22 protein-coding genes are annotated in these 22,534 nt (G+C 56.5%); 6 read left to right on the forward strand and 16 right to left on the reverse strand.

Annotated elements, in window-relative coordinates; genetic code table 11:
- Window positions 1-57 precede the first annotated feature (57 nt).
- Window positions 58-1,836 (forward strand): acyl-CoA dehydrogenase C-terminal domain-containing protein, encoded by a 1,779-nt coding sequence (locus tag RHM65_RS08180; protein ID WP_322166448.1) that lies wholly within the window; start codon window positions 58-60, stop codon window positions 1,834-1,836.
- A gap of 251 nt (window positions 1,837-2,087) precedes the next feature.
- Here the strand turns inward: RHM65_RS08180 and RHM65_RS08185 are convergent, their stop codons facing one another.
- Window positions 2,088-3,005: a LysR family transcriptional regulator gene (locus RHM65_RS08185; RefSeq protein ID WP_322166447.1), complete on the reverse strand. Its 918-nt coding sequence runs from the start codon at window positions 3,003-3,005 to the stop codon at window positions 2,088-2,090.
- Between the two features lie 103 nt (window positions 3,006-3,108).
- Here RHM65_RS08185 and RHM65_RS08190 point away from each other — a divergent pair, with 103 nt between their 5' ends.
- From RHM65_RS08190 to RHM65_RS08200, 3 genes are all read left to right on the forward strand, one after another.
- Window positions 3,109-3,807 carry an MOSC domain-containing protein gene (locus tag RHM65_RS08190; protein WP_322166446.1) on the forward strand — a complete coding sequence of 233 codons (699 nt, stop codon included), beginning with the start codon at window positions 3,109-3,111 and terminating at the stop codon, window positions 3,805-3,807.
- The gene (locus RHM65_RS08195; protein ID WP_322166445.1) at window positions 3,804-4,433 is read left to right on the forward strand and encodes an aminotransferase class III-fold pyridoxal phosphate-dependent enzyme; all 630 of its coding nucleotides are present in this window, start codon (window positions 3,804-3,806) and stop codon (window positions 4,431-4,433) included. The genes RHM65_RS08190 and RHM65_RS08195 overlap by 4 nt, the downstream gene beginning before the upstream one ends.
- 84 nt (window positions 4,434-4,517) lie before the next feature.
- Window positions 4,518-4,679 (forward strand): YqaE/Pmp3 family membrane protein, encoded by a 162-nt coding sequence (locus RHM65_RS08200; RefSeq protein WP_322166444.1) that lies wholly within the window; start codon window positions 4,518-4,520, stop codon window positions 4,677-4,679.
- A gap of 22 nt (window positions 4,680-4,701) precedes the next feature.
- Here RHM65_RS08200 and RHM65_RS08205 read toward each other — a convergent pair whose 3' ends face one another.
- The 14 genes from RHM65_RS08205 to RHM65_RS08270 form a co-directional block, all read right to left on the reverse strand.
- The gene (locus RHM65_RS08205; protein WP_322166443.1) at window positions 4,702-6,546 is read right to left on the reverse strand and encodes a S9 family peptidase; all 1,845 of its coding nucleotides are present in this window, start codon (window positions 6,544-6,546) and stop codon (window positions 4,702-4,704) included.
- On the reverse strand, window positions 6,512-7,648 hold the full coding sequence (gene pqqE / locus RHM65_RS08210) for a pyrroloquinoline quinone biosynthesis protein PqqE (RefSeq protein WP_322171245.1): 1,137 nt from the start codon (window positions 7,646-7,648) through the stop codon (window positions 6,512-6,514). The genes RHM65_RS08205 and pqqE overlap by 35 nt, the downstream gene beginning before the upstream one ends.
- Before the next feature lie 7 nt (window positions 7,649-7,655).
- Entirely contained in the window at window positions 7,656-7,931 is a 276-nt protein-coding gene (pqqD, locus tag RHM65_RS08215) for a pyrroloquinoline quinone biosynthesis peptide chaperone PqqD (protein WP_322184686.1), read from the reverse strand.
- Window positions 7,928-8,683 carry a pyrroloquinoline-quinone synthase PqqC gene (pqqC, locus tag RHM65_RS08220; protein ID WP_322166441.1) on the reverse strand — a complete coding sequence of 252 codons (756 nt, stop codon included), beginning with the start codon at window positions 8,681-8,683 and terminating at the stop codon, window positions 7,928-7,930. The genes pqqD and pqqC overlap by 4 nt, the downstream gene beginning before the upstream one ends.
- Window positions 8,684-8,691: 8 nt before the next feature.
- Entirely contained in the window at window positions 8,692-9,603 is a 912-nt protein-coding gene (gene pqqB, locus RHM65_RS08225; RefSeq protein WP_322166440.1) for a pyrroloquinoline quinone biosynthesis protein PqqB, read from the reverse strand.
- A gap of 56 nt (window positions 9,604-9,659) precedes the next feature.
- Window positions 9,660-9,734: a pyrroloquinoline quinone precursor peptide PqqA gene (gene pqqA, locus RHM65_RS08230; RefSeq protein ID WP_003422658.1), complete on the reverse strand. Its 75-nt coding sequence runs from the start codon at window positions 9,732-9,734 to the stop codon at window positions 9,660-9,662.
- 208 nt (window positions 9,735-9,942) lie between these two features.
- On the reverse strand, window positions 9,943-12,276 hold the full coding sequence (gene pqqF / locus RHM65_RS08235) for a pyrroloquinoline quinone biosynthesis protein PqqF (protein ID WP_322184688.1): 2,334 nt from the start codon (window positions 12,274-12,276) through the stop codon (window positions 9,943-9,945).
- Between the two features lie 65 nt (window positions 12,277-12,341).
- Window positions 12,342-13,142, reverse strand: a complete 801-nt coding sequence (locus tag RHM65_RS08240) for a carbon-nitrogen hydrolase family protein (protein WP_322166438.1) — start codon at window positions 13,140-13,142, stop codon at window positions 12,342-12,344.
- Window positions 13,143-13,153: 11 nt separating this feature from the next.
- Window positions 13,154-14,833 (reverse strand): flavin monoamine oxidase family protein, encoded by a 1,680-nt coding sequence (locus RHM65_RS08245; RefSeq protein WP_322166437.1) that lies wholly within the window; start codon window positions 14,831-14,833, stop codon window positions 13,154-13,156.
- A gap of 231 nt (window positions 14,834-15,064) precedes the next feature.
- Window positions 15,065-15,526 (reverse strand): Lrp/AsnC family transcriptional regulator, encoded by a 462-nt coding sequence (locus RHM65_RS08250; RefSeq protein ID WP_322166436.1) that lies wholly within the window; start codon window positions 15,524-15,526, stop codon window positions 15,065-15,067.
- A 46-nt stretch (window positions 15,527-15,572) separates the two neighbouring features.
- A complete protein-coding gene (locus RHM65_RS08255) occupies window positions 15,573-16,340 on the reverse strand; it encodes a class II aldolase/adducin family protein (protein WP_322166434.1) in 768 nt (255 codons plus the stop codon).
- A gap of 351 nt (window positions 16,341-16,691) precedes the next feature.
- The gene (locus tag RHM65_RS08260; RefSeq protein WP_322166433.1) at window positions 16,692-17,339 is read right to left on the reverse strand and encodes a glutathione S-transferase family protein; all 648 of its coding nucleotides are present in this window, start codon (window positions 17,337-17,339) and stop codon (window positions 16,692-16,694) included.
- Between the two features lie 36 nt (window positions 17,340-17,375).
- The gene (locus RHM65_RS08265; protein WP_322184690.1) at window positions 17,376-18,131 is read right to left on the reverse strand and encodes an anti-sigma factor family protein; all 756 of its coding nucleotides are present in this window, start codon (window positions 18,129-18,131) and stop codon (window positions 17,376-17,378) included.
- Window positions 18,124-18,636 carry a sigma-70 family RNA polymerase sigma factor gene (locus tag RHM65_RS08270; RefSeq protein ID WP_322166431.1) on the reverse strand — a complete coding sequence of 171 codons (513 nt, stop codon included), beginning with the start codon at window positions 18,634-18,636 and terminating at the stop codon, window positions 18,124-18,126. Before RHM65_RS08270 ends, RHM65_RS08265 begins: the two co-directional genes overlap by 8 nt.
- A 157-nt stretch (window positions 18,637-18,793) precedes the next feature.
- Between RHM65_RS08270 and RHM65_RS08275 the strand changes: the two genes are divergently transcribed.
- Window positions 18,794-19,759: a metallophosphoesterase family protein gene (locus RHM65_RS08275; RefSeq protein ID WP_322184692.1), complete on the forward strand. Its 966-nt coding sequence runs from the start codon at window positions 18,794-18,796 to the stop codon at window positions 19,757-19,759.
- A gap of 11 nt (window positions 19,760-19,770) precedes the next feature.
- On the forward strand, window positions 19,771-20,082 hold the full coding sequence (locus RHM65_RS08280; protein WP_322184694.1) for a cupredoxin family copper-binding protein: 312 nt from the start codon (window positions 19,771-19,773) through the stop codon (window positions 20,080-20,082).
- 15 nt (window positions 20,083-20,097) lie between these two features.
- Here the strand turns inward: RHM65_RS08280 and RHM65_RS08285 are convergent, their stop codons facing one another.
- Window positions 20,098-21,810 carry a GGDEF domain-containing phosphodiesterase gene (locus tag RHM65_RS08285; protein WP_322184697.1) on the reverse strand — a complete coding sequence of 571 codons (1,713 nt, stop codon included), beginning with the start codon at window positions 21,808-21,810 and terminating at the stop codon, window positions 20,098-20,100.
- Window positions 21,811-22,534: the final 724 nt, after the last annotated feature.

Below are 22,534 nucleotides of genomic sequence, written 5' to 3' on the forward strand. Positions count from 1 at the left end.
ATGATGTTCGGGTACACTCGGAATCTTCGTTCTACGACTCAATTTCCGAGGTTTGCCATGGCTGACTATAAAGCGCCCCTGCGCGATATGCGTTTCGTCCTCAATGAGGTTTTTGAGGTGGCCAAACTCTGGGCTCAACTGCCGGCGCTGGCCGAAACAGTCGATGCCCAGACCGTAGAGGCAATCCTCGAAGAGGCGGGCAAAGTCACCAGTAAGAGCATCGCCCCGCTCAGCCGTAGCGCCGATGAAGAAGGGTGCCATTGGAGCGATGGCGTCGTCACCACACCGGCAGGTTTCCCACAGGCTTACCAGACCTATGCCGACGGCGGTTGGGTTGGCGTGGGCGGCGATCCCGAGTTTGGCGGGATGGGCATGCCCAAGGCTGTTTCGGCTCAAGTCGAGGAAATGATCAACTCCTCCAGCCTGGCATTTGGCTTGTACCCCATGCTGACCTCCGGCGCCTGTGTGTCGATCAACACCCACGCCAGCGAAGCGTTGAAGGCAACCTATTTGCCCAACATGTACTCTGGCCTTTGGGCGGGCTCCATGTGCTTGACTGAATCCCACGCCGGCACCGACCTGGGGATTATTCGCACCAGGGCCGAACCGCAAACCGATGGTTCTTACAAAGTCAGCGGCACCAAGATTTTTATCACCGGTGGCGAGCACGACCTGACCGAAAACATTATTCACCTGGTACTGGCGAAACTCCCGGATGCGCCTGCGGGACCGAAGGGTATTTCGCTGTTCCTGGTGCCCAAGTTTATGGTCAATGCCGATGGCAGTCTGGGCGCGCGCAACCCGGTCACCTGTGGGTCCATCGAACACAAAATGGGCATCCAGGCATCGGCAACCTGCGTCATGAACTTCGACGAGGCGGTAGGTTATCTGGTTGGCGAACCCAACCGTGGCTTGGCTGCGATGTTCACCATGATGAACTACGAGCGTCTGGGGGTGGGCATCCAGGGTCTGGCGTCTGGCGAGCGCTCGTATCAGAACGCTATCGAATACGCGCGGGATCGTTTGCAAAGCCGTTCGCCGACCGGGCCGCAGGCCAAGGACAAAGTGGCCGATCCGATCATCGTTCACCCAGACGTGCGTCGCATGCTGTTGACCATGAAAGCGTCCAACGAAGGCGGTCGCGCGTTTTCCACCTACGTGGCGATGCAACTGGACACTGCGAAATTCAGTGAAGACCCGACCGCGCGTAAACGGGCCGACGATCTAGTCGCGCTGCTGACGCCTGTCGCCAAAGCGTTTCTCACCGATCTTGGACTGGAAACCACGGTGCATGGTCAGCAGATATTCGGCGGCCACGGGTACATTCGGGAGTGGGGTCAGGAGCAACTGGTCCGCGACGTGCGGATCACTCAGATCTACGAAGGCACCAACGGCATTCAAGCGCTGGATTTGGTTGGGCGCAAAATCGTCGGGAATGGCGGTGCGTACTACGCGTTGTTCGCCGATGAGATTCGCCAATTCACGGCCACGGCTGGCAAGGAGATGGCTGAGTTCACTGGGCCGTTAAACGCAGCGCTCGACAATCTTGACGAACTGACGGCGTGGGTATTGGATCGATCCAGGACCGACGCCAATGAAATCGGCGCTGCCTCCGTTGAGTACTTGCATGCGTTTGGCTACACCGCTTATGCGTACATGTGGGCGCTCATGGCCCGGGCGGCACTGGGTAAGGAATCCCAAGAAGACTTTTACGCCAGCAAGCTGGGCACCGCACGCTTCTACTTCGCACGGCTACTGCCGCGCATCCACTCGTTGAGTGCATCGGTCAAAGCGGGTAGCGAGTCGTTGTTCTTGCTGGATGCTTCTCAGTTCTAAAGGGTGTGGGACCGGTCCGACGTCATGTAAGCATATGCTTACATGACGTGCTGCCGTTTGACCCTATCGCTTGGCTGGGTCCATGGTTAATCTACTTAACAGGGACGTAGCGCAGGAAGCGCAAAAAACACAACATGGACACGTAGGGATGCCTGCCAGGATGGTGGGGCGAAAAGGATGTCAGGGAAACAGTCTGCAAAACCCCGCTTCGGCGGGGTTTTCTTTTTGTGCGCGATTTAACCTGGCGTGCGTCAGGTGATAACGTCCAGCGCTCCTGGCACACCCGGACGACCCGCGCTTTTGTCCTCTAAAAGCGTCCGTAACAGTTCCAGCGCCGGTTGATGCCGTTGCGCATCGCGATACACCAGCCCGACCTTGAGCGGCACGCGCGGCTCGGTCAGCGGTTTCCACAATAACGAACTGCTCCCCTGAACCCGCTGCACCCGCCCTGGCAATACCGTTGCTAGCGACGTATTGAGCAAACTGTCGAGTATGCCGGCCATACTGTTGAGTTCCGCTTGCACGTGGGGGCGACGCCCGAGGTTGGCCAACTGCGCCTGCCAGATCTGCCGCACCTGATACTCTTCTCCCAATAACAGCATCGGTAGCTCCGCTGCCTGACTGACCGACACCTTCTTAAATTCGCGCAGTGGATGATCGACCGGAACCACCAGTTGCAGTTCGTCTTCGTACAGCACCAAGCTGTGCAGGCCGGGTTGATGGGCGGGCAAAAAGCTGATGCCGATATCCAGCGCGCCATTGAGCAAACGCCGTTCAATCTCTAGCCCGGACAATTCGTAGATGTGCACCACCAGATGCGGCTGCGCCTTGCGCAGTTGCTCCAGTAACTGCGGCACCAGATACAGCACGGTCTGCAGTACGCCAATCGCCAGCGTTCGGACCGACTGTCCGCGGAAATTACGCAGCGCATCGCGAGCCTGTTGCATGCCGTCGAGCAGTGGCAGTGCGTGGTTGTACAGCGTATGAGCGGCCAAAGTCGGCAACAGACGTTTGCTAGTACGTTCAAACAGGCTGACATCCAGGCTGTGTTCGAGCTGACGAATCTGCTGCGAAAGCGCAGGTTGCGACAGCGACAGGCGCTCTGCGGCGCGTCCAACATGGCCTTCTTCATACACCGCGACAAAATAACGCAGCTGTCGAAAATCCATAAGTAAATCTTATCGAAAGTGTTACTAAAACGAAATGGCCTCGGGCCATGGTGAGGGCTTAGTCTAGCCTTATTCCTCAAGGCTTACAGGCCCAGAAATAGTAATGAACAGCATATGTGTCGACGGTGTTTACATAGGGAAAGCGAAAAACCTCGACCACGGATTGGTAACTGACATCGATAAGCAGCGACTGGAACGTCGCACCTGGCTCTGGCCGCAAGGCTTGGGCAGCGACGAACACGGTGATCCGCGCTTTCACACCGGTCCAGAACGCGCTCTGCACCATTACCCTGCTGAACATTACGCTTACTGGCGCAAGCTTTACCCGAACATCGATTGGAGTGCGCCAGCGTTCGGCGAAAACCTTTCGACCCACGGCATTACCGAAGAGCACGCCTGTTTGGGTGACATCTTTCGTTGGGGCGGCGCGTTGGTACAGATCAGTCAGCCACGCTCTCCTTGCTATCGCCTGACCCATCGCTGGGGCCTGGAAAATATGCCACAAGAGGCTCAAGACACTGGCCGTTGCGGCTGGTTTTACCGCGTACTCAAACCCGGTTTCGTCAGCGACAGTGATCCCTTCGAGCTGGTACAGCGGAGCTATCCCGGCTTGACCGTGGCGTGGGCCTTGCGCACTTTTTACACTGAGCCGCTGGAGCATGCCGGGTTGAAGAAGCTGGTGGATTGCCCAGCGCTGTCGTCGCGCTGGCGTGACATAGCGATCAAGCGTTTGCGCACCGGTCGGGTTGAAGACTGGTCAGAGCGCTTGCTTGGTCTGCCGCTGGAAGGGCTGCGCGCATGAGCCTGTTCCAATTGCTGTTCAATCGCCGCGGGGTGGTCGCGCCGGCCCCGTCTGCCGGCTCGGAGCGGGATATTAGCGACGATGACGCAGGCCCAAGCCTCACTGAGCTGCTACGCCGGAGTACGAGCAACGATCAGGTCCACCTCGTCGACACGGGTGCTCAGGCCAGAGAAGTGGCCATCGGCTTGACCCGGAAATGGGGTCAGCAACATCGGCACGGTGCGGTGGGTATCGTCTCTACGTGCGACGACTCTGTGAGTGCTTCGCTCAATGATCTGGCGGCGTTGCATGCCGCAGTGGATTCCCGGACGGTCGCCATCGTCCTTGAGCCCCGCCTTAGTCGCGATGCTGACATGGCGGCGACCTTCACGTATTTCCAAGGTGTGGCGCAGCTGTGCCGCGAGTTGAAAATCCTGCTGATCCTCGACGAAACCCGTACCGGTCTAGGTCGTTACGAGACGTTGCTGTGTGAGGACCGTTACGCCATTCGGGCCGATATTGTGGTGCTGAGCAGTGTTTCAGAAGGTGGTAGGAAAGGCGCGGCGGTTTTGTCACGCGGTACTCGTGTGGCTGACAAGCATTCTCCAGCATCCGTACCGCAACATTGGGGCGCTGTTGCGGCTTGAAGACGACTGCGTTGAACCCTGTGACTGGCCACAGGTCGATTAGCTGAGTGGCTGACCAAGCCAACCTAATCGGGAGTCGTGTTTATGGATATCATCCGCATCATCATCGCCATCTTGCTGCCACCGCTGGGCGTGTTCCTACAAGTCGGCTTCGCCGGTGCCTTTTGGTTGAATATCCTGCTTACACTGCTGGGCTACTTCCCCGGCGTCATCCACGCGGTGTACATCATCGCCAAGCGCGATTGATGGTGTGGATTTACCGACCTGGTCAAATAAAACTGTGCTCTTTGCTGTCTATCACCCGCCGATAGAAATTGCATTCTTGTTCCAGCGCATGGGCTTGATTATTGGCTTTGCGAAAGCCGTGGCGTTCATCCGGGTAGAAGTGGCCCTCAGCGGCAATGCCGTTGTCGAGCAGTGCTTTGAGCATGTCACGGGTTTGCGTCGGCACGACCACCGCGTCCAGTTCACCTTGGAAGAAGATAACCGGCACTGTGATTTGGTTGGCATGCAGTAGCGGTGTGCGGGCCTTATAACGCTCGGCGTCTTTATCGGGATCGCCGATCAGCCAGTCCAGGTAATCACCTTCGAATTTATGCGTGGCCCGCGCCAACGCGATGGGGTCGCTGACGCCATACAAACTGGCGCCGCCGCGAAATACCTGGTGGTAGGCCAGCGCGCACAAGGCGGTATAGCCGCCCGCGCTGCCTCCGCGAATGAAGGCTTGATCCGGGTTTATCAACTTACGCTCGGCCAAGTAAGCCACCACCGAGCAGGCGTCCTCTACGTCGACATCGCCCCAGTTCAGATGCAAGGCTTGGCGATAAGCGCGGCCATATCCGGTGCTGCCCCGGTAGTTGAGATCGGCAACGGCGAATCCGCGCTGGCTCCAATACTGAATGCGTGGGTCCAGCACCGGATAACACGCCGAGGTTGGGCCTCCGTGGATAAACACCACCAACGGCGGCACCTCCACTCCATTCATCGCGGGATAAAAGAAACCGTGTGCTTCGCCGCTTCCACTGGGATAACGCAGGGCCCGTGGGCGGGTGATGCGTTCCGCTGGGAGCGGCGCAATGCCACCGGCCAGTAGTTGAACCTGATGATTCTGCCGATCAATAACGAGGATGGCTGACGGACTGACCGCCGAGGCCGCGACGCAATAGATGAACTGATCGTCCACTGCCAAGCTACGAAAGCGGCTGTAGTCTCCGGTGAAATCCTCTGTCGAGCCGTCGGCAGCGCGAAGAGCAAGTTGCCCAAAGCCTTCTTCGGACCAAGTTGCCAAATAACTGTGCTCTGCAAGCGGTAACCACGTGCTGCCGCCCAATTGCCACGGCGCAGGTGAATGATCCGCCACAGCAGCGGGAAGCGCAGTCAGGCCATTGGGTGTTTCGACCCAGGGTTGCCAAAATCCGCCGCGATCCGTCAGGCAAAACAGCTGTCCTTTTGCGTCAAAGCACGGTTGCAGCACTGACTCTTCGGCGCCCATTCCGGCGACACATCGCGCTTTAGCCCACTGTCCATCAGCTTGACGTTCAGCGCACATCAATTGGGTTGAGGTCCACGGCTGATGCGGGCGCTGCCACTCGATCCAGGCCAAGCGCTGACCATCTGGACTGAGCGTGGGTGCGGCGTAAAAATCGGCGCCTTCAACCAGCAATTGGCGTTGACCGTTCAGTGCATCGAACGCCACCAAGCGGTGAACGTCGCCCTCTTCTTCGACGGCATATACCCGACCTTGGGCGAACCGCAGGTCACCGTAGTGTCGGTTGCCGTGGCTAAGCAGTTTAGGTGTCGGGGCATCGAATTCTTGGCGATACAGCTGTTGATCTGCTTCGTTGACGAACAAAACGGCATCGTCGCTCAAACAAAACGAACCTCCGCCGTACTCATAAACCCGGCTGCGCACGCTGAAGCCCTCAGGGGTCAGACATTGCGCACGGCCTAGATGCCAGCGCCAGACTCTTGAGGCTGCGTCTTCGGGGCGGTATTCGTTCCAGAACAAGCCCGCCGCATTGACGGCCAATTCTGCGAAATCGACGCCCGCAGCAACGGCCTGGGCGGCGCTAAAGGGTTCAGGATTTGATGATAAGCCGGGAGTTGCGTTCATTACGGAAGGCCAACTGCTCAATGGTTTGGGTAGCATACTCGGCTTCTTCGCGGGCCTGAGTAATGATCCCGTGATGGGGAGACTTCCCACAAACCGGATCGGCATTGCTCGCATCGCCGGTCAACATAAACGCCTGACAGCGGCAGCCACCGAAGTCTTTTTCCTTCTCGTCGCAGGAGCGGCAGGGTTCGGGCATCCAGGCATAACCGCGAAAACGATTGAAGCCGAACGAGTCGTACCAGATGTGCTGCATGCTGTGCTCGCGCACATTGGGAAACTGAATCGGTAACTGTCGCGCGCCATGGCAGGGCAGGGCGGTACCGTCTGGGGTCACGGTCAAAAACACACTGCCCCAGCCGTTCATGCAGCCTTTCGGGCGTTCTTCGTAATAATCCGGGGTGACGAAAATCAGTTTGCATGGATGGTCTTCGGCGGCGAGCTTCGCCCGGTATTCATTGGTGACACGTTCGGCGCGCACCAGTTGGTCGCGGGTCGGCAGCAGGCCCTCGCGATTGAGTTTCGCCCAGCCGTAGAACTGACAGGTGGCCAGCTCAACGAAGTCCGCTTCCAGTGCGATGCACAGCTCGATGATGCGGTCGATTTTGTCGATGTTGTGCCGATGGGTGACGAAGTTCAGCACCATCGGGTAACCATGGGCTTTCACTGCCCGGGCCATTTCCAGCTTTTGCGCGAAGGCCTTTTTCGACCCCGCGAGCATGTTGTTCACTTGCTCGTCACTGGCTTGGAAACTGATCTGGATATGGTCCAGCCCGGCTTTTTTGAAATCGATGATTTTCTGTTCGGTGAGGCCGATACCCGATGTGATCAGGTTGGTGTAGAAACCGAGTCGCCGCGCTTGGGCAATCAGCTCGGCCAGGTCTTGGCGCACCAAGGGCTCGCCGCCGGAAAAACCGATTTGCGCCGCGCCCATTTCCCGGGCTTCACGCATCACCTTGAACCACTGTTCAGTGGTTAGCTCCTGACCTTGCGCCGCGAAATCCAGCGGGTTAGAGCAGTACGGGCATTGCAGCGGACAACGGTAAGTCAGCTCGGCCAGCAGCCATAACGGCAAGCCGGTTTCGGGTGTCGGCGCAATCCGCACAGAGGTGTCAGGCAAGTTCGATCCAGCGTTCAGCACGGGCGACCTCCATAAACTGCTCGACGTCGGCACCGAGCTCTGGAAAGCCAGGAAACAATTGATCCAGCGCGCCGATGATCGCCTCGACATTTCGCTCGCCATCGATCAGGCCACCAATGGCGCTGGCACTCTCGTTGAGCTTGATCATGCCTTCCGGGTACAGCAATACGTGGCCGTTTTGCGCCGGTTCAAACTGGTAGCGATAACCCTGGCGCCAGCGCGGAATCAGATGTCGATTAAAGCTCACAGGGCGATCCCCTTATGCCAGACGCGTTGATCGGTAACGCTATGGTACGGCGGACGGTTCAGTTCGTAGGCCATGCTCATGGCATCGAGCATGCTCCACAGAATGTCCAATTTGAACTGAAGAATTTCCAGCATTCGCTGCTGGCCTTCGTAGGTGGTGTAGTGCTGCAAGGTGATGGTCAGACCATGCTCGACATCACGTCGCGCCTGACTCAGACGAGTACGGAAATACTCGTAGCCAGTGGGGTCGATCCACGGATAGTGCTGCGGCCAACTGTCCAGGCGCGATTGGTGAATCTGCGGCGCGAACAATTCGGTCAATGAGCTGCTCGCGGCTTCCTGCCAATTAGCGCGGCGGGCGAAGTTGACGTAAGCATCGACGGCAAATCGCACACCGGGCAGCACCAATTCCTGCGAGCGCAATTGGTCTGGGTCCAGGCCTACCGCTTGCCCCAAACGTAGCCACGCTTCGATGCCGCCGTCTTCACCGGGGGCGCCATCGTGGTCGAGCAGACGTTGAATCCACTCCCGGCGAATTTCACGGTCCGGGCAGTTGGCCAAAATCGCGGCGTCTTTTAACGGGATATTGACCTGGTAATAGAAGCGGTTGGCGACCCAGCCCTGAATCTGTTCACGGGTTGCACGGCCTTCGTACATCGCCACATGAAACGGGTGATGGATGTGGTAATAGGCACCCTTGGCGCGCAGGGCGGCCTCGAACTCAGCGGGTGACAATGCAGTGGCGTCGCTCATGCAGGCTCCTAAAGCTCGATACTCATGCCGTCGTAGGCAACTTCAACGTTACGGCGGACCAACTCAGCGCGCTCCGGGGAGTCTTCATCCAGGATCGGGTTGGTGTTGTTGATGTGAATAAGCACTTTGCGTTGGTCGGGCAATTGCTCCAACACCTCAAGCATCCCGCCGGGACCGCTTTGCGCCATATGGCCCATCTCACGCCCGGTGCGGGTGCCGACGCCGCGACGTTGCATTTCATCGTCGTTCCACATCGTGCCGTCCACCAACAGACAGTCGGCAGCGGCCATTTGCTGCATCAGGGCTCCATCGACTTTACCCAACCCCGGCGCATAGAACAGCGTGCCGCCGGTTTTCAGGTCTTCGACGATCAAGCCAATGTTGTCGCCGGGGTGCGGATCGAAACGGTGCGGCGAATACGGCGGCGCTGCGCTACTTAAAGGGAATGGCGTAAAGCGCAGGTTTGGGCAGGCCGGGATGACAAAGCTGCCTTCCAGTGCGATGCGGTTCCAACTTAGGCCGCCGTTCCAGTGGGTCAGCATCGGAAATAACGGAAAACCGCTGCTCAGGTCTTCGTGAACCATGTCGGTACACCACACTTGATGCGGGCAGCCTTCGCGCAAGCTGAGCAGGCCAGTGGTGTGGTCGATCTGGCTGTCCATCAAAATGATCGCGCTGATGCCTGTGTCCCGCAGGGCCCGGCCCGGTTGCATCGGCTTAAAGTCCTGCAATTGTGCGCGGATATCGGGGGAGGCGTTGCACAACACCCAATGCACGCCGTCATCGGACAGGGCAATGGACGATTGGGTGCGCGCTTGAGCCCGCAGACTACCGTCGCGAAAGCCCGCGCAGTTAGCGCAGTTGCAGTTCCACTGAGGGAAACCGCCGCCAGCCGCAGAACCTAGAATCTGTATGAACATTTACGCTCCATGAATAAAAACGCCCCGGCGAACCGAGGCGTTGCACCGCGTCAGAATCAACGGCTTGCGAAGTACATGGTGACTTCGAAACCGATACGCAGATCAGTGTAAGCAGGTTTAGTCCACGACATAGGAGACTCCTTCCAGGCATATACAGCGGTTGATGACCCACATTAGTCACTCGCCAAGCGAAGACGTTCAGATGGTTAGGCAGCTATCTTAATAAAAGCGTGTTTAATCTGCGCCGTCATCCTCGATAAACGCCGTTGCGAGATCGGTAATTATAGGTCCGCCTGGCACTCTCGGCTTTCGCCATAACCCCGATTCGGCGGATGTCTCCTACAGGAAGGGTGTTTGCAGCGCGATTTGGCGATTGCTTAGGTATAGCCAGCCGTCGGCGGCCCCTACTAACCGACAAATGGCGGTGAGCAGTTCGTGCTTTTCAAGGCGAAGAAGCGCGGTTTGCAGCTGTTCTGGGTAACGGGCGCCATGCCCGGCCATGTGCGCTTGCCAGAGCCATTCGCTGGCTTGAAGGGGGTCCATGGTGGCGATGTCGAACTGGGCGGCCAACGCTTGGCGCTGGGACGTCAAATCCGCGGCTTGGATTAATGCGGGTAGGCGCCTGATGAATGCTTGTAGATGACCCACGATTTCTTCCGTAGACGCACTGGGCGACTGCACCCCAAACAACCAACCTGCTTGGCCAGCGATTTGTCGCAGGCCGCTGAATACCGCATAGCCCAATTGTAATTCCACTCGCAGCCGTTGATAGAAGGGCGCTTGCCCGAGGTGCGCCAACAGCCGCCACGCCGCTTCATCCTCCACGCGCTGACTAGGCGCTGGGCAGAATAAAAGCACAGCAGTTTCGCAAGCGTCAGATACACCGTTCACTCGGTGCATACCGTGGGTAACGTTAGCGGCCTTAAGGAGTTGATCAACGGCTCCACCCGGCATCCTTCGCAGTTCAACGTTCAGTGCGACTTTGGTTTCTTCGGATAAGCCGACGGAAAACGTCGTCCATCGCGCGCCAGCCAAAATCGTCGACACGTCGTTGTTATCGTTGTCGACCCAATCTACCGCGCTCAAACAGGCCTCCGGCAGCCGCTTGAGCAACTGGCGGATTGGAATCAACGCAGGCTCAGGACGAAGTTGCCCCAAGCGCGCCAAGGTTTCAGGCTTGGGCACGGTCAGCACATCCAGGGCGTGCCGGATGACAAGAGGCATGGGTGCCGAAGTGCCGCTTAGCTTGAGTTGCCAAAAGCGGCCGTATTGGCTGAAGGCGAGATCGACGCCCGCCTGTTGTGCCGCTGTGATGACTGAGCGCAGGTTGTCGTTGAGCATCTGCCACAGCCTAGAATGCGCCGAGGTCAATCGCCAACGCAGGAAAACCGCACCCTGCGCGCCATCGCCAATGTCGGCGCGCAAAAAAGGATTGGGCGCAGGCAGGCGCCAAGCGATGTGCTGAGTGCTCAAGTTATCCACAGCCAGGGGATGAAGCAGGTACGCGGGCTGTAATTGGGCGAGCAGTGATTTCAATGTGTCTGGCGAGGGATTTGAGCGGTTGTTGAAGCACTGCGCCATCGCCAGCGCACCACCGGCCGCCCGTCGTCGATCTTGCAGCAGCGCGTATTGCTCATACAGTTTCGGATCGCCACTGTTGGATTCGAAAAACCCCAGCCAGTCAAAAAACAATTCAGCGACAACGCCGCGTTGGTGAACGCCGTTTTCGGTTAGCGTGAACTCGATACCCAGCAGCAGCTGATCTTCAAAACTGTACAGCGACTCGACCTTGAGCGAGTCGATCACGTCGCGTTCGCGCAGCTCGAATAGCAATCCGCCGGGTTGTGGGTCGGTCAGCCCTGTCTGGAAATATCTCAACGCTTCGAGACCCGACTCAGGCAGGTTTTCACACGCAAAAATCAAGTTCAGCCGGCGCGGGTCGGTAATGGGCTGCGCAGTGGGTGCTGTTTCCAACAAGGGCGGCGGGGGCGTTTGAGCAGACCTTTCTCCGCTGACAAAGATGCTGCCATAGCCAGTTGCCAACGCCCTCAGGTCATCCAATGATTGCGGACCCGTAAGGCTCAAGATCATTTGTCCGGAGTGATAAAAGTGCCGATAAAAGTCCTGCAACGCCTGCTGAAAAGCCTGGCGCGGCACGGGAAGGCTGTAGCGATTTCCTGCATGAAATGCCCGCAACGGATGACGCGCTGACAGCGGTTGCAGCAATGTCGTTTGATATCGGGCTTCGGTGTCCTGCGACCAGGCGATGAACTCTGCATGCAGCACTTCGCGTTCCCGTCGTTGATCGGCTAACGCAAGGCGCGGGTGGCTGAGCATCTCGCACAGGCGCTCCACGCCTTGGGCGAACACCGACTGTGGCAGCTCGAAAAAAAAGTCTGTGGTACGTTCCCGGGTGCTGGCGTTCACCAGCCCACCATGACGCTGAACGAAGGCCATCAAACTGTCGTCGGCGGGAAAACGCTCTGTGCCCAGGAAAAACAAATGCTCGAGAAAGTGCGCCAGCCCCGGCCATTGCGTCGGTACATCATGACTGCCCGCCGCTACCCGCAACGCCGCCGCACAGCGTTTTAATCGTGGCGCATGGCGAAGCACCACGTGTAACCCGTTGGGCAACGTCAGGTGTTCGACATCGGGAGTTGTGAGCGCAGGCATTCAGGCTTCCGGCGTTTTAGCGAGGCAAGCCAACATGCTAGCGGAAATGTTTCGGCTTAGGACAATCAGCCGCGACTCAACACGGTGTACAACCCTGGACGTCGATCACTGAAGTAGGTGTTGATGGCTCGGGAATCGTTCAACAACTGGCGGTCCAGCACGCCGATGATCAACGCTTCATCTTCTGCGGCCTGAGCAATTCGACAGCCATCCGGGGCCGCAATGCTGCTCAGACCGCAGTAATGAATAGCGCCCTCACTGCCGCAATAATTGGCGTATGCGACGTAGCATTGGTTTTCAAACGCACGAGCGCGCACCGTGACTTCAGCTACAAAGTCGTACGGTTTCATGTTGGCGGTCGGCACCACGATCAAATCAGCACCGGCCAAGGCCAGGCGTCGAGTGTTTTCCGGGAATTCCAGGTCATAGCAGATCAACAACCCGAGACGCCAGCCGTTCAGCTCGACCACCGGAAAGTCATCCCCACCCACCGCAAACATCGACGTGTCCAAGTCACCGTAAAGATGGGTCTTACGGTAGTGACACAGACTTCTTCCCTGCGCGTCGATCAACTGCACCGCGTTGTAAATCTGCCCATGGCTAGACCGCTCAGGGTAGCCGTACACAATCGCGATGCCGGTTTCTTGTGCAATCGCCATGATCTGCTGCGCCGACTCGCCGTCACGGGCTTGGGCCAAGGAAAATGCCGCTTGGGCGCCGATGTTGTAACCGGTCAGAAACATCTCTGGCAATACAAGCAAATCTGCGCCTTGGGCCGCTGCTTGCGACGCTTTCAGTGCCAGGCGCGCAAGGTTGCCGCTGACATCCAGCGGCAGCGGCGGGCATTGGTACAAGGCAATGTGCATGAAGGTGTTCCTCAGTCTGCCAACGCGATAGGACCAATGTCGTTGAACACATCGCCAGGCCCTGGGTTCTCGGGATGAGTGCTGCCACCGAAGTGCTTCATGATGCCCCACACTGCATTCAGCGACGTCTGTACCGCGCCTTCGACCCACGCGGGGGTCCATGAGACGTCATCGCCGGCGATGAAAATCCCGCGCTGTTCGTCGGGCATGTCCTGCTGCATAAAGTGCGCAAACATCCGTTGGTTATAGCGGTAGTGGCCGGGCAGGGCGCCTTTGAAGGCCCCCAGGAAATGCGGATCGGCTTCCCACGACACGGTGATCGGTTCGCCGATGATTCGCGAAGCGATATCCACCTTCGGATAGATTTTCTTCAGGGCATCAAGGGCCAGCTTCACGCGTTTCTCTACCGGGTGCGGCAGCATCTTCAACGCGTCGCTCATCCACGAGTAGGACAGGCAAATAACGCCCGGCTGGTCGTCGCCGTTATCAAACAGATAGGTGCCACGGGTCAGGCGGTCAGTGAGGGTCATGCTCATCAGGTCGCGGCCAGTTTCCGGGTCTTTGTCTTTCCAGAATGGGCGGTCGACCATGACGAAAGTCTTCGACGATTGCATGTAGCGCGTGCGGTCCAGGGCCATCCACATTTTCTGTGAAAACAGCGATTCTTCGCATTCAATCTGGGTGGTCAAAAGCCAGCTTTGGCAGGTGGTCAGCACGGCGGCGTAATGCAGGGTGTGGCCCCACGTGTCGGTGACTTCGAAACGCCCATCGTCGGCGCGGGCAATACGCTTCACCCCGGAACGCGGAGCGCCGCGGTGCAGCGACGCCAGGCTGGTACCTTCCGGCCAATGGACGCAACGCTCCGGCACATGACGCCAGATGCCCAGTGGCACCTGTTCCACGCCGCCAACGATCAGGTGCTGATGATCGTCGCAGTTGGTCATGACCACGCGGAAGATTTCCAGCATCGAGTTAGGGAAGTCCGAGTCCCAGCCGCCGGTACCGAAGCCTACCTGGCCGAACACTTCACGGTGGGTGAAGGACAGTTTGGCGAAGGCTTTGGAGGTGGCGACGAAATCGTAAAACGTCCGGTCGTCCCACAGTGGAACCAGCGTATTCCACAGGCTTTTAAGGCGTGGGACGTCACGGTCACGGATGGCTTGCTGGATCTCGGCGAATTGCGAGCCAGCTTCCAACGCATCGGCCCACGCGTCAGCGACTTCTTGGAACAGTGCAGGAAGATCCGACAGTTTTTGTGCGTAGTAGGTGGTGCCTTCCAGGTCGATCACCGTGCTGCCGGACGCGGCAGTCAGCGGGTTCGGGAAGGGTTTTGATTCCAGACCGAGTTTGTCGACGTAGTGATAGAACGCGGTAGAGGACACTGGAAAACGCATGCCGCCCAGCTCGGCGACAATGCCGTTGGTGCCAGCAAAGGCCTGCGAGCGCAGCCGCCCGCCCATTTTCGACGCTTCGTAAATAACCGGTTTGAAGCCCAGCTTCATTAGCTCGTAGGCTGCAACCAACCCCGCGATGCCCGCGCCAACCACCGCCACTTCCGCGCCATGATGCTCTGCCGGAATACTGCCCAGCCCAGCCGGGTGCTCGATCCAGTCGTCAAACGCGAAAGGAAAGTCCGGACCGAACATGGTGATGGGTTTTTTACCGTCTGCAGGATGGCGATTATTGTTCATGACTGACCTTGCTCGGCGGGAACACAAAAGAGGACAGTTTAGATAAGAGTGAACGCGTTAATAAGACGCAAAGTGTTGTCGTTTTAGATGAATATGCTGCGTTATGACGAACAGGGTGGTCATATTGCAATCCTGTAGAAGCTAACGTGTTGGCGAGGTGGCCTGGCGGGGGTGTGCAGTCTTGATGCCTCGCCAACACGTTGGCTTCTACTGTGATTTGGCATCACAGGGTCAAACTGGCTGGCCCCGATCAATCTTGCTGCTGAGAATGATCGAGGTCGTGGTTTTTTCCACGCCATCGACGCTACCGATCAAATCCAGTAGTTGATCCAGTTGTTCAGGTGAGTCGGTGCGTAGCCACGCCACATAATCGAACTCGCCGCTCACCGCGCACAGTTGCTGAACCTGAGCGATGGCGCTTAACCGACGCAGCACTTCTTTGCCCGAACGCGGTTGCACCGTAATACCGACATAGGCCTGCAACCCACCATCGATTACTCGCTGACTCAAACGCACCCCGTAACCGGTGATGACTTTGGATTTTTCCAGGCGCGCCAGGCGTGAGGTCACAGTGGTTCGCGCTATTCCCAATTGCCGGGCCAGCATCGCGACACTCTCGCGGGCATTGATCTGTAAGGCCGCGATCAATTGGCGGTCGATTTCGTCAAGAGCGAGTGGGCGGCTATCGGGCAAGGTCATCTCCATTGGTACGGCGGGGCGAGCATGTTACCTGCAACGTTCAATTCTTATAATCAGGTGCGATCCGGTCCAACAATCTCAGTAGTGCGGCCCAGGCCAGTCGATTGGCATCCGGGTCACTTAGCTCACCTTCGGCAACGTCTTTGCCTGGCGCGTTGAACTGCTGCTCTGTGCGGCGGCAAACGTCGTGCGACGGAACGCTCAATGCACCACCGGCCTGGGCAGCGATCTGAATGTCGCAGGCTTTTTCCAAGTAGTACATGCGCAGAAAGGCCTGCGAAACGCTCTCGCCAACCGTCAGCAAACCGTGATTGCGCAGGATCATGACGGCGTTATCGCCCAGATCGGTCACCAGCCGTTGCTGTTCGCTCAGGTTTAGCGCGATGCCTTCGTACTCGTGATAGGCGACGCGACCATAAAACTCCAAGGAGATTTGATTCACAGGCAACAAACCGCACTCCTGCGCGGCCACCGCACAACCGGCTTTGGTATGCGTGTGCAGCACACAGTGAGCGTCTTCACGAGCGCAGTGAATGGCGCTGTGAATCACGAAACCGGCCGGATTCACCGGAAACGGTGAGTCTTCGACTTTAGCGCCCTGCAAATCAATTTTTACTAGGTTCGAGGCAGTGATTTCCTCGAAGAACAGGCCGTAGGGATTAATCAGAAAATGATGCTCCGGCCCTGGAATACGGACGGAAATATGCGTCGAAATCAGGTCGCTCATTCGGTAATGGGCGATCAAGCGGTAACAGGCGGCCAGTTCTTGCCTGAGTCGCCATTCTTCTTCGCGGTAAACGTTTGCCATGATGCCTCCGAAGCGGTGTTTTCGTGCGCCAGCTTGTATCAATGTGATCGGGCTTGTACACCGCTGGGCTGTCACGGAGCAAACACCGGACTTGTAGGCGCTGCCCAAGGCTGCGATATGTGCATACCATTTTGTATCTGCCGAAGACTCTGTGAGAGTTGGCTTGCCAACGAAAGCGTCAATGCAGGCGACCCAGGTTTCAGGTCGACATCAGCGGCGTGATTACGGGCCTCTTCGCAGGCAAGCCTACTCCCACAGTATCTGCGGCTGCTTGCTATCACCGTGTCAATGAAATCGCAGAGCCCTACGGGCTTCGCAGCCTTCGGCAGCGCCAACAAAATTATCGTTTATTCAGGCACTCAAACTCCAGCGAACAGACACCGTTGCGTACCAGGTCCGCAACGCTGGTAGGTCCTCTGGCAGGTCCAATTCAAGGGCCTCCACGGCGAAGTCAATGGCGACCACCGCTGTGATATCTGCTACCGAAAACTGATCCCCCGCCAAGTACGCTACCGTCTCCAGCCGTTTATTCAAATCCCGATAAAAATGGCCGAGCCGCGCCTCGTTGCGCTTAACCAGCGCTGGTATCTGCTCATACGCATGGGGACCTGCCAGCGCTCTCCCGGCCAGACCTGGCGCCCAATTGCGCACGGCCTCCATGACCGTCGCAAAACCTTCGCGCTCGGCCCATCGTTCCCACATGGCGACTAACGCCTTGTCTTTTGGGTCAACGCCCAGCAGCGGTTTATCGGGATAAACCTCTTCGAGATAGCGCCAGATCGCGGGTACTTCGCCCACGCTGGTGCCGTCTTCCAGCATCAGCGTAGGGACGACGTTGAGTGGATTGATGGTGGTGTACTCAGGCGAAAATTGAGCTTTGGCGGCAATGTCCACCGGGATCAATTCGATATCGATGGCTTTTTCGGCAAGGAATATCCGCACACGACGGGAGTTGGGAGAGCTTTGGGATTCATAGAGTTTCAGAAGCGGGTGGGGCATTTTGATTCCTTGGTAACTGCGGTGCGTGTTTGTCGACTACAGACCCGTTCGAGTGAGCTGGCTGAAGGTTTCCAGTTCGCCTTTGTCCAAATCAGACACGATGATGAAGCGCATATGATTCTGCCGCCAGGACACAATGTTATAGCCGCGTCTGGTTTGCGTATGCGGCGGCCTATCAGCTTCCGCCGTTGGTACCACGAAGGTGTTGATGATGTGCTTGTCATGCCGGTAAGTAAGCGCAGCGGCGGTTTGATGCTGGAGGTAATCCAGCCGACCGCCCAGCAGTGGAAAACCTTGGGCTGAGAAGTCGTAAACCGGTGGAGAAAAGTCGAGCTTGCCCGTGAACCACGGCTTCACCGTGTGCTTGTCAGAGGACGCGACGTCCATCAAATGTTCGCCCATCAATGAACGGACATGGCTGGACACGGCTTCATCGGTCCAGCTGTCGTCAATCGACGGCGTTGTGACATAGAGGAACAACGCTGCAGCAAAGAAAGCAGCTGACAACGCCGGAGCGATCCAGAGTCGTAGCCTGTGCCAAAAGTCATCCTGGATCATCGCCGCGGTCTCAAGACGGGACCGCAGGCTATGAGTCAGAGAAGTGGGGGCGGTGAAATAAGGAAGGTGAGTTTTCACCGCAGCGCTCAGGAGACTCAGCGCTTCGAGACGCTGCTGGCAGTCGGCGCACTGCATCAGGTGCTCGGTAAATTGCTGTTGTGTGGAAGCGTCCAGCTCGTTGTCCAGATAGCCAGTCATCCATTGGCGGCAGAGGTCGCAGTTCATTTCACTCATGGCAGCATAACTTCATGTATTCAGTTTTGAGCATCGCCCGCGCCCTTGCCAGCCTCGACATCACCGTGCCGATCGGTACATCTGTGACGTTGGCGATGTCTTTGTAGGGCATGTCTTCAAGCTCCTTCAAAATAATCACCTCCCGAAACACCGGTGACAGCGCTTCGAGTGCCCGCTGAAGAAGGGCGACATCTTGAGTGTGGATGGCGCTGAGTTCCGGGGTCTCAGAGTGGGCGAGGGCGCTGTCGTCTTCCGGGATATCGTCGCCGATGGCGATCCAGCGATGACCTGCCGAGGCTTTAAGCCAGTTAAAGCTCTCGTTGCGGACAATCGTCAGCAGCCATGCCTTGTCGTTTCCATCTTCAAAGCGATGAAGAAATTTAAAGGCTTTCAAGGCGCTTTCCTGCACGACATCGCGGGCGGCGCTTTCATTGCCGGTGAGCCACCGCGCAAGGTTATAGGCCGCATCCATATGCGGCGCTAATAACTCATCAAACCGCGTCATGTCGACTTTTTGACCCCGACTCATCTCTCTTTAAACTCCGATTCGACTCGGTTTATTCCCGCTCAGAGAAATATATTTGATCGTGGAATAAAGAGGCTCCCGCGCCCGTTATAGACCTGACAGCTTCGTCAAGCTAAGCACATCTACGGAGTCTTTTATGAAAACTGGTCCGAACGTTCAGGGTCACGACGAACGCTACACACTGGGGAGAAGAGAGCTCTTGAAATGTTCGGCGTGGGCGGGCGCGGGGGTGCTCTGGGTCATGAGCGGCGGCATCCCCCGTGCCTTTGCGCTGGATGACGCGAGCACCCAACTTAGCGGAACGTCATTGGCCAACGACTTCCATTTCGTGCAAATAAGCGACTCGCATATCGGCTTCAACAAGGAAGCCAATCCGGCGCCCCTCGACACATTGCAGCAGGCCATCGATAAGGTGATCGCGCTGCCGAAAAAACCAGCGCTTATTTTGCACACCGGTGACATCACGCACCTCTCCAAGCCCGTCGAATTCGACACCGCTGACCAAGTGTTAAAAGGCTTGCCGTCCCCGGTGCATTACGTGCCCGGCGAGCACGACACCCTCGACGAAGGTGGAGGGAAAGCCTATCTGGAGCGTTACGGTAAAGGCACTAAAGGCAACGGTTGGTATAGCTTTGATGACCATGGGGTGCACTTCATCGCGCTGATCAATGTATTCAACTTCCAAGCGGGTCATGAAGCGACGCTCGGTGCCGACCAATTGAAATGGCTGGCTGATGACCTCAACGCAGTGTCAGTCAGTACGCCTGTCGTCGTGTTCACCCACATCCCGCTCTGGACGATTTATAAGCCATGGGGTTGGGGCACCGAAGACGGCGATCAGGCCATCGCGATGCTGCGAAAATATGGCTCGGTGACGGTACTCAACGGTCATATCCATCAAGTCATCCAGAAAGTCGAAGGCAATATCACTTTTCATACTGCCCGCTCGACTGCTTACCCTCAACCGGCTCCCGGTAGCGCGCCAGCCCCAGGTCCAATGACCGTCGCTGCTGACCAACTGCGCAACTACTTGGGCGTCACCGAGGTGTCGGCCACACAAGGCGAGCATCCCTTGGCGCTCATCAACTCAACCCTAATCTAACGGTCTGCCCCATGAACCGCTACGCACCTATTCTCGCTTTAACCTGCGTGCTGACGTCAATCCCGACGTCGGCGCAGGACGTACAGATCGATATCAAAACGTTCCTGTACTCACCCAAAGACCTGACCGTGCCAGCCGGCACGACAGTCACCTGGATCAACGACGACCAGGTGCCGCACACCATTGTGGGTGTGGAAAAAGCGTTTCATTCGGCGGCATTGGATACGGGGGACCAGTACTCGTACACGTTCAAGGTAAAGGGAGTGTTTGAGTACTTCTGCACGCTGCATCCGCAGATGATTGGGAGGGTTGTGGTCGATTGATACGTGATGCAGCCGTTAGGCTTCATAAAGATCGGCTGTTAAAGAAGGCGCGACCCACTGCTCAAACCACTTCAATATTTGATCGTCTGGCATAGGGCGAGCGATGAGATAACCTTGGGCGCTGTCGCAACCCAGCCTTTCAAGTAATCGGTATTGATCCTCTGTCTCTACGCCCTCTGCCACTACTTTCATGCCCAAGCTATGAGCCAGGACAATCGCCGCAGAAACAATTTTTCGCAGGCCAGAGTCGTGATTAATGTCCTGAATGAAGGAGCGGTCAATCTTGATTTGGGTGGCGGGCAATTTGTGTAGATAGGCGAGCGAGGAATACCCAGTGCCGAAGTCGTCAATGGAAATGCTGATGGGCATACCGCTCAATTCCTTGAGCACCTCAATGGCTTTCTCAGGATTTCTCATTATTTCCGACTCGGTAATCTCAAACTCCAGGTAACAGCTGTCTACGTTGTATTTATCAAGCAGATGAATAACCTGCTTAGGAAATTCGTCATTGATCAGATTATGGCTCGACAAATTGACGGCGACGACCGTCAGCACCCCCTGCTTTTTAAAACTGTTGAATTTGATCAACGCTGTTTCTATTGCCCAAAGGCTAAACGCATGGATCAATGCTGTTCGTTCGATTAACGGAATAAAACGATCAGGGGGGACGTTACCCAACGTTGGATGTTGCCAGCGTGACAAGGCTTCAAACCCAACCAATTGGCCGGTTTTCAAATTTATTTTTGGTTGGAAGTGCAGCGTTAACTCCGCAGAGTGCAGCGCGTCCAACAGGCCGCCCATAAGAATCAAATTTTGACGCTTGTCCAGCGCCATGGCCGACGTATAGAGCGCTGACCTCATGCCCATTTCTCGGGCATATTCGCTGGCTGACTCTGCTCGATTGACGACCTCGCGTCGGTCATCGCCCGAGAGCCGGGCATAGCCTATATGTGCATCAAAATGGATGGGCAAGCCTTCATATATGATGGATCGCTCAAAGATACATTCCACGGTTCGCGTTTGTTTTGTCAGGTTTTCATCCGAACTAAAAAACAGTACAGCAAGGCAGTCCCGGTTATAGTGGTAGACGGTTGCGTGGGATTCAAACGCGTCAATAAGTTGCTCCCATAACGCCGCAATTAGTGTGTCGGCAGCCTCATAACCGAACGTGTGGCTTATATCATGTATGTTATTAATTGAGATGACCGCCAAGCCATTTTTAGTCTTTAGTTGAAGCGGGCTCTTAAAGACCTGATCAAGTGTTTCAAACAGTGCGCGACGCCCCGGTAATCCGGTGCCTGGGTCATGCCTCATTACGTAGTTTAATTTTCTGCTGTAAAACGCATAGATATGTATAGGGATGGCAACCATCATGCCAATTAGAACGTACAGCAGCGATCTAAAGGGCAGCTCGGTTACCCAAACTGCACCGTCGCTAAATTGCGAGCCAAGGGCGGTTATTAGCAATGCAGCCGGTAGAGCGCTTGGCAAGACGCCCGGCACGCCAAATAACAAGCTGGCGAGTAGCACCGGAACCATCATGAGCGACGGATAACCTAAACGGACTCCGCCTGCTAGGTAGAGATGGGTGGAGGCAGCTAGGTAGGAAAGCAAAATCACTGCCAACCCTAGGCGCCTGATGCGAGGGGATATATCGGGTATCCAGTGATTGAAAATGCTAGGCAGGCCGTATGACCCTCCCAGCGTCCTTTTCTTGATATAACCCATGTCGATAAGCTCCGGAGAGAACTGCTGCTATCGTGTGGCGTTTAAGTCAAAATATTTCAGAGGCGCTGACGATGTTATGTAATTTGTAGCGTACTGCATATGTTGTAACGGCCCCTCCGATCCACTCCTTAGATTTTTTGCTTATCAGGTGATGTTAGTTATTGGTTTTGCACTGCTTAGAAAAAATGTTTCGAACGAAATAACGTTTAGAGATCCAGCGAATTAGTTAATTCGCCATTGATAGCATAATGCCTTAAAAATGCGAGTGCAGGTCGAAGTAAAAAGAAAGCTCGATGTTTTTTTCATATTTCACGTTGTCTATTCAGTCGAATAGCGTGCTATCGGTTTTTTTGTAATAGGATATCGCGCGCTAATAATGACGGCTCCGGTTAGCGGTTTGGGCAGTCCTAATAACGGTTATTCAACATCGCTGCAGGACTCAGCAGTGATGCCTGTAAATACTCCTGGGTGACTGAGGGGTGTGTTGCGAGGCGGGCACAGAGCTTGGCGGCACCGGTTGATGGGGAGACAGACTCTCACGAACGAGTGGATCAGCGTCTTCGCTTCGCCTTTGCGCAGATTTGGGTGCTAAACGAAGTGCATGGGTATGAACGCTTGGCACTGGTTTTTAGCCGTGCCTGGTCTAGAGGTCATTCAGGTAATATCACTGCGACTCGTTCTCTGAATCACTGACGAGGAACTCGTAGTCGATCCAGCCAGAGGT

Origin of the sequence: Pseudomonas sp. CCI4.2 (assembly GCF_034350045.1) — a bacterium.
In the GTDB taxonomy this organism is placed as follows: Bacteria; Pseudomonadota; Gammaproteobacteria; order Pseudomonadales; family Pseudomonadaceae; genus Aquipseudomonas.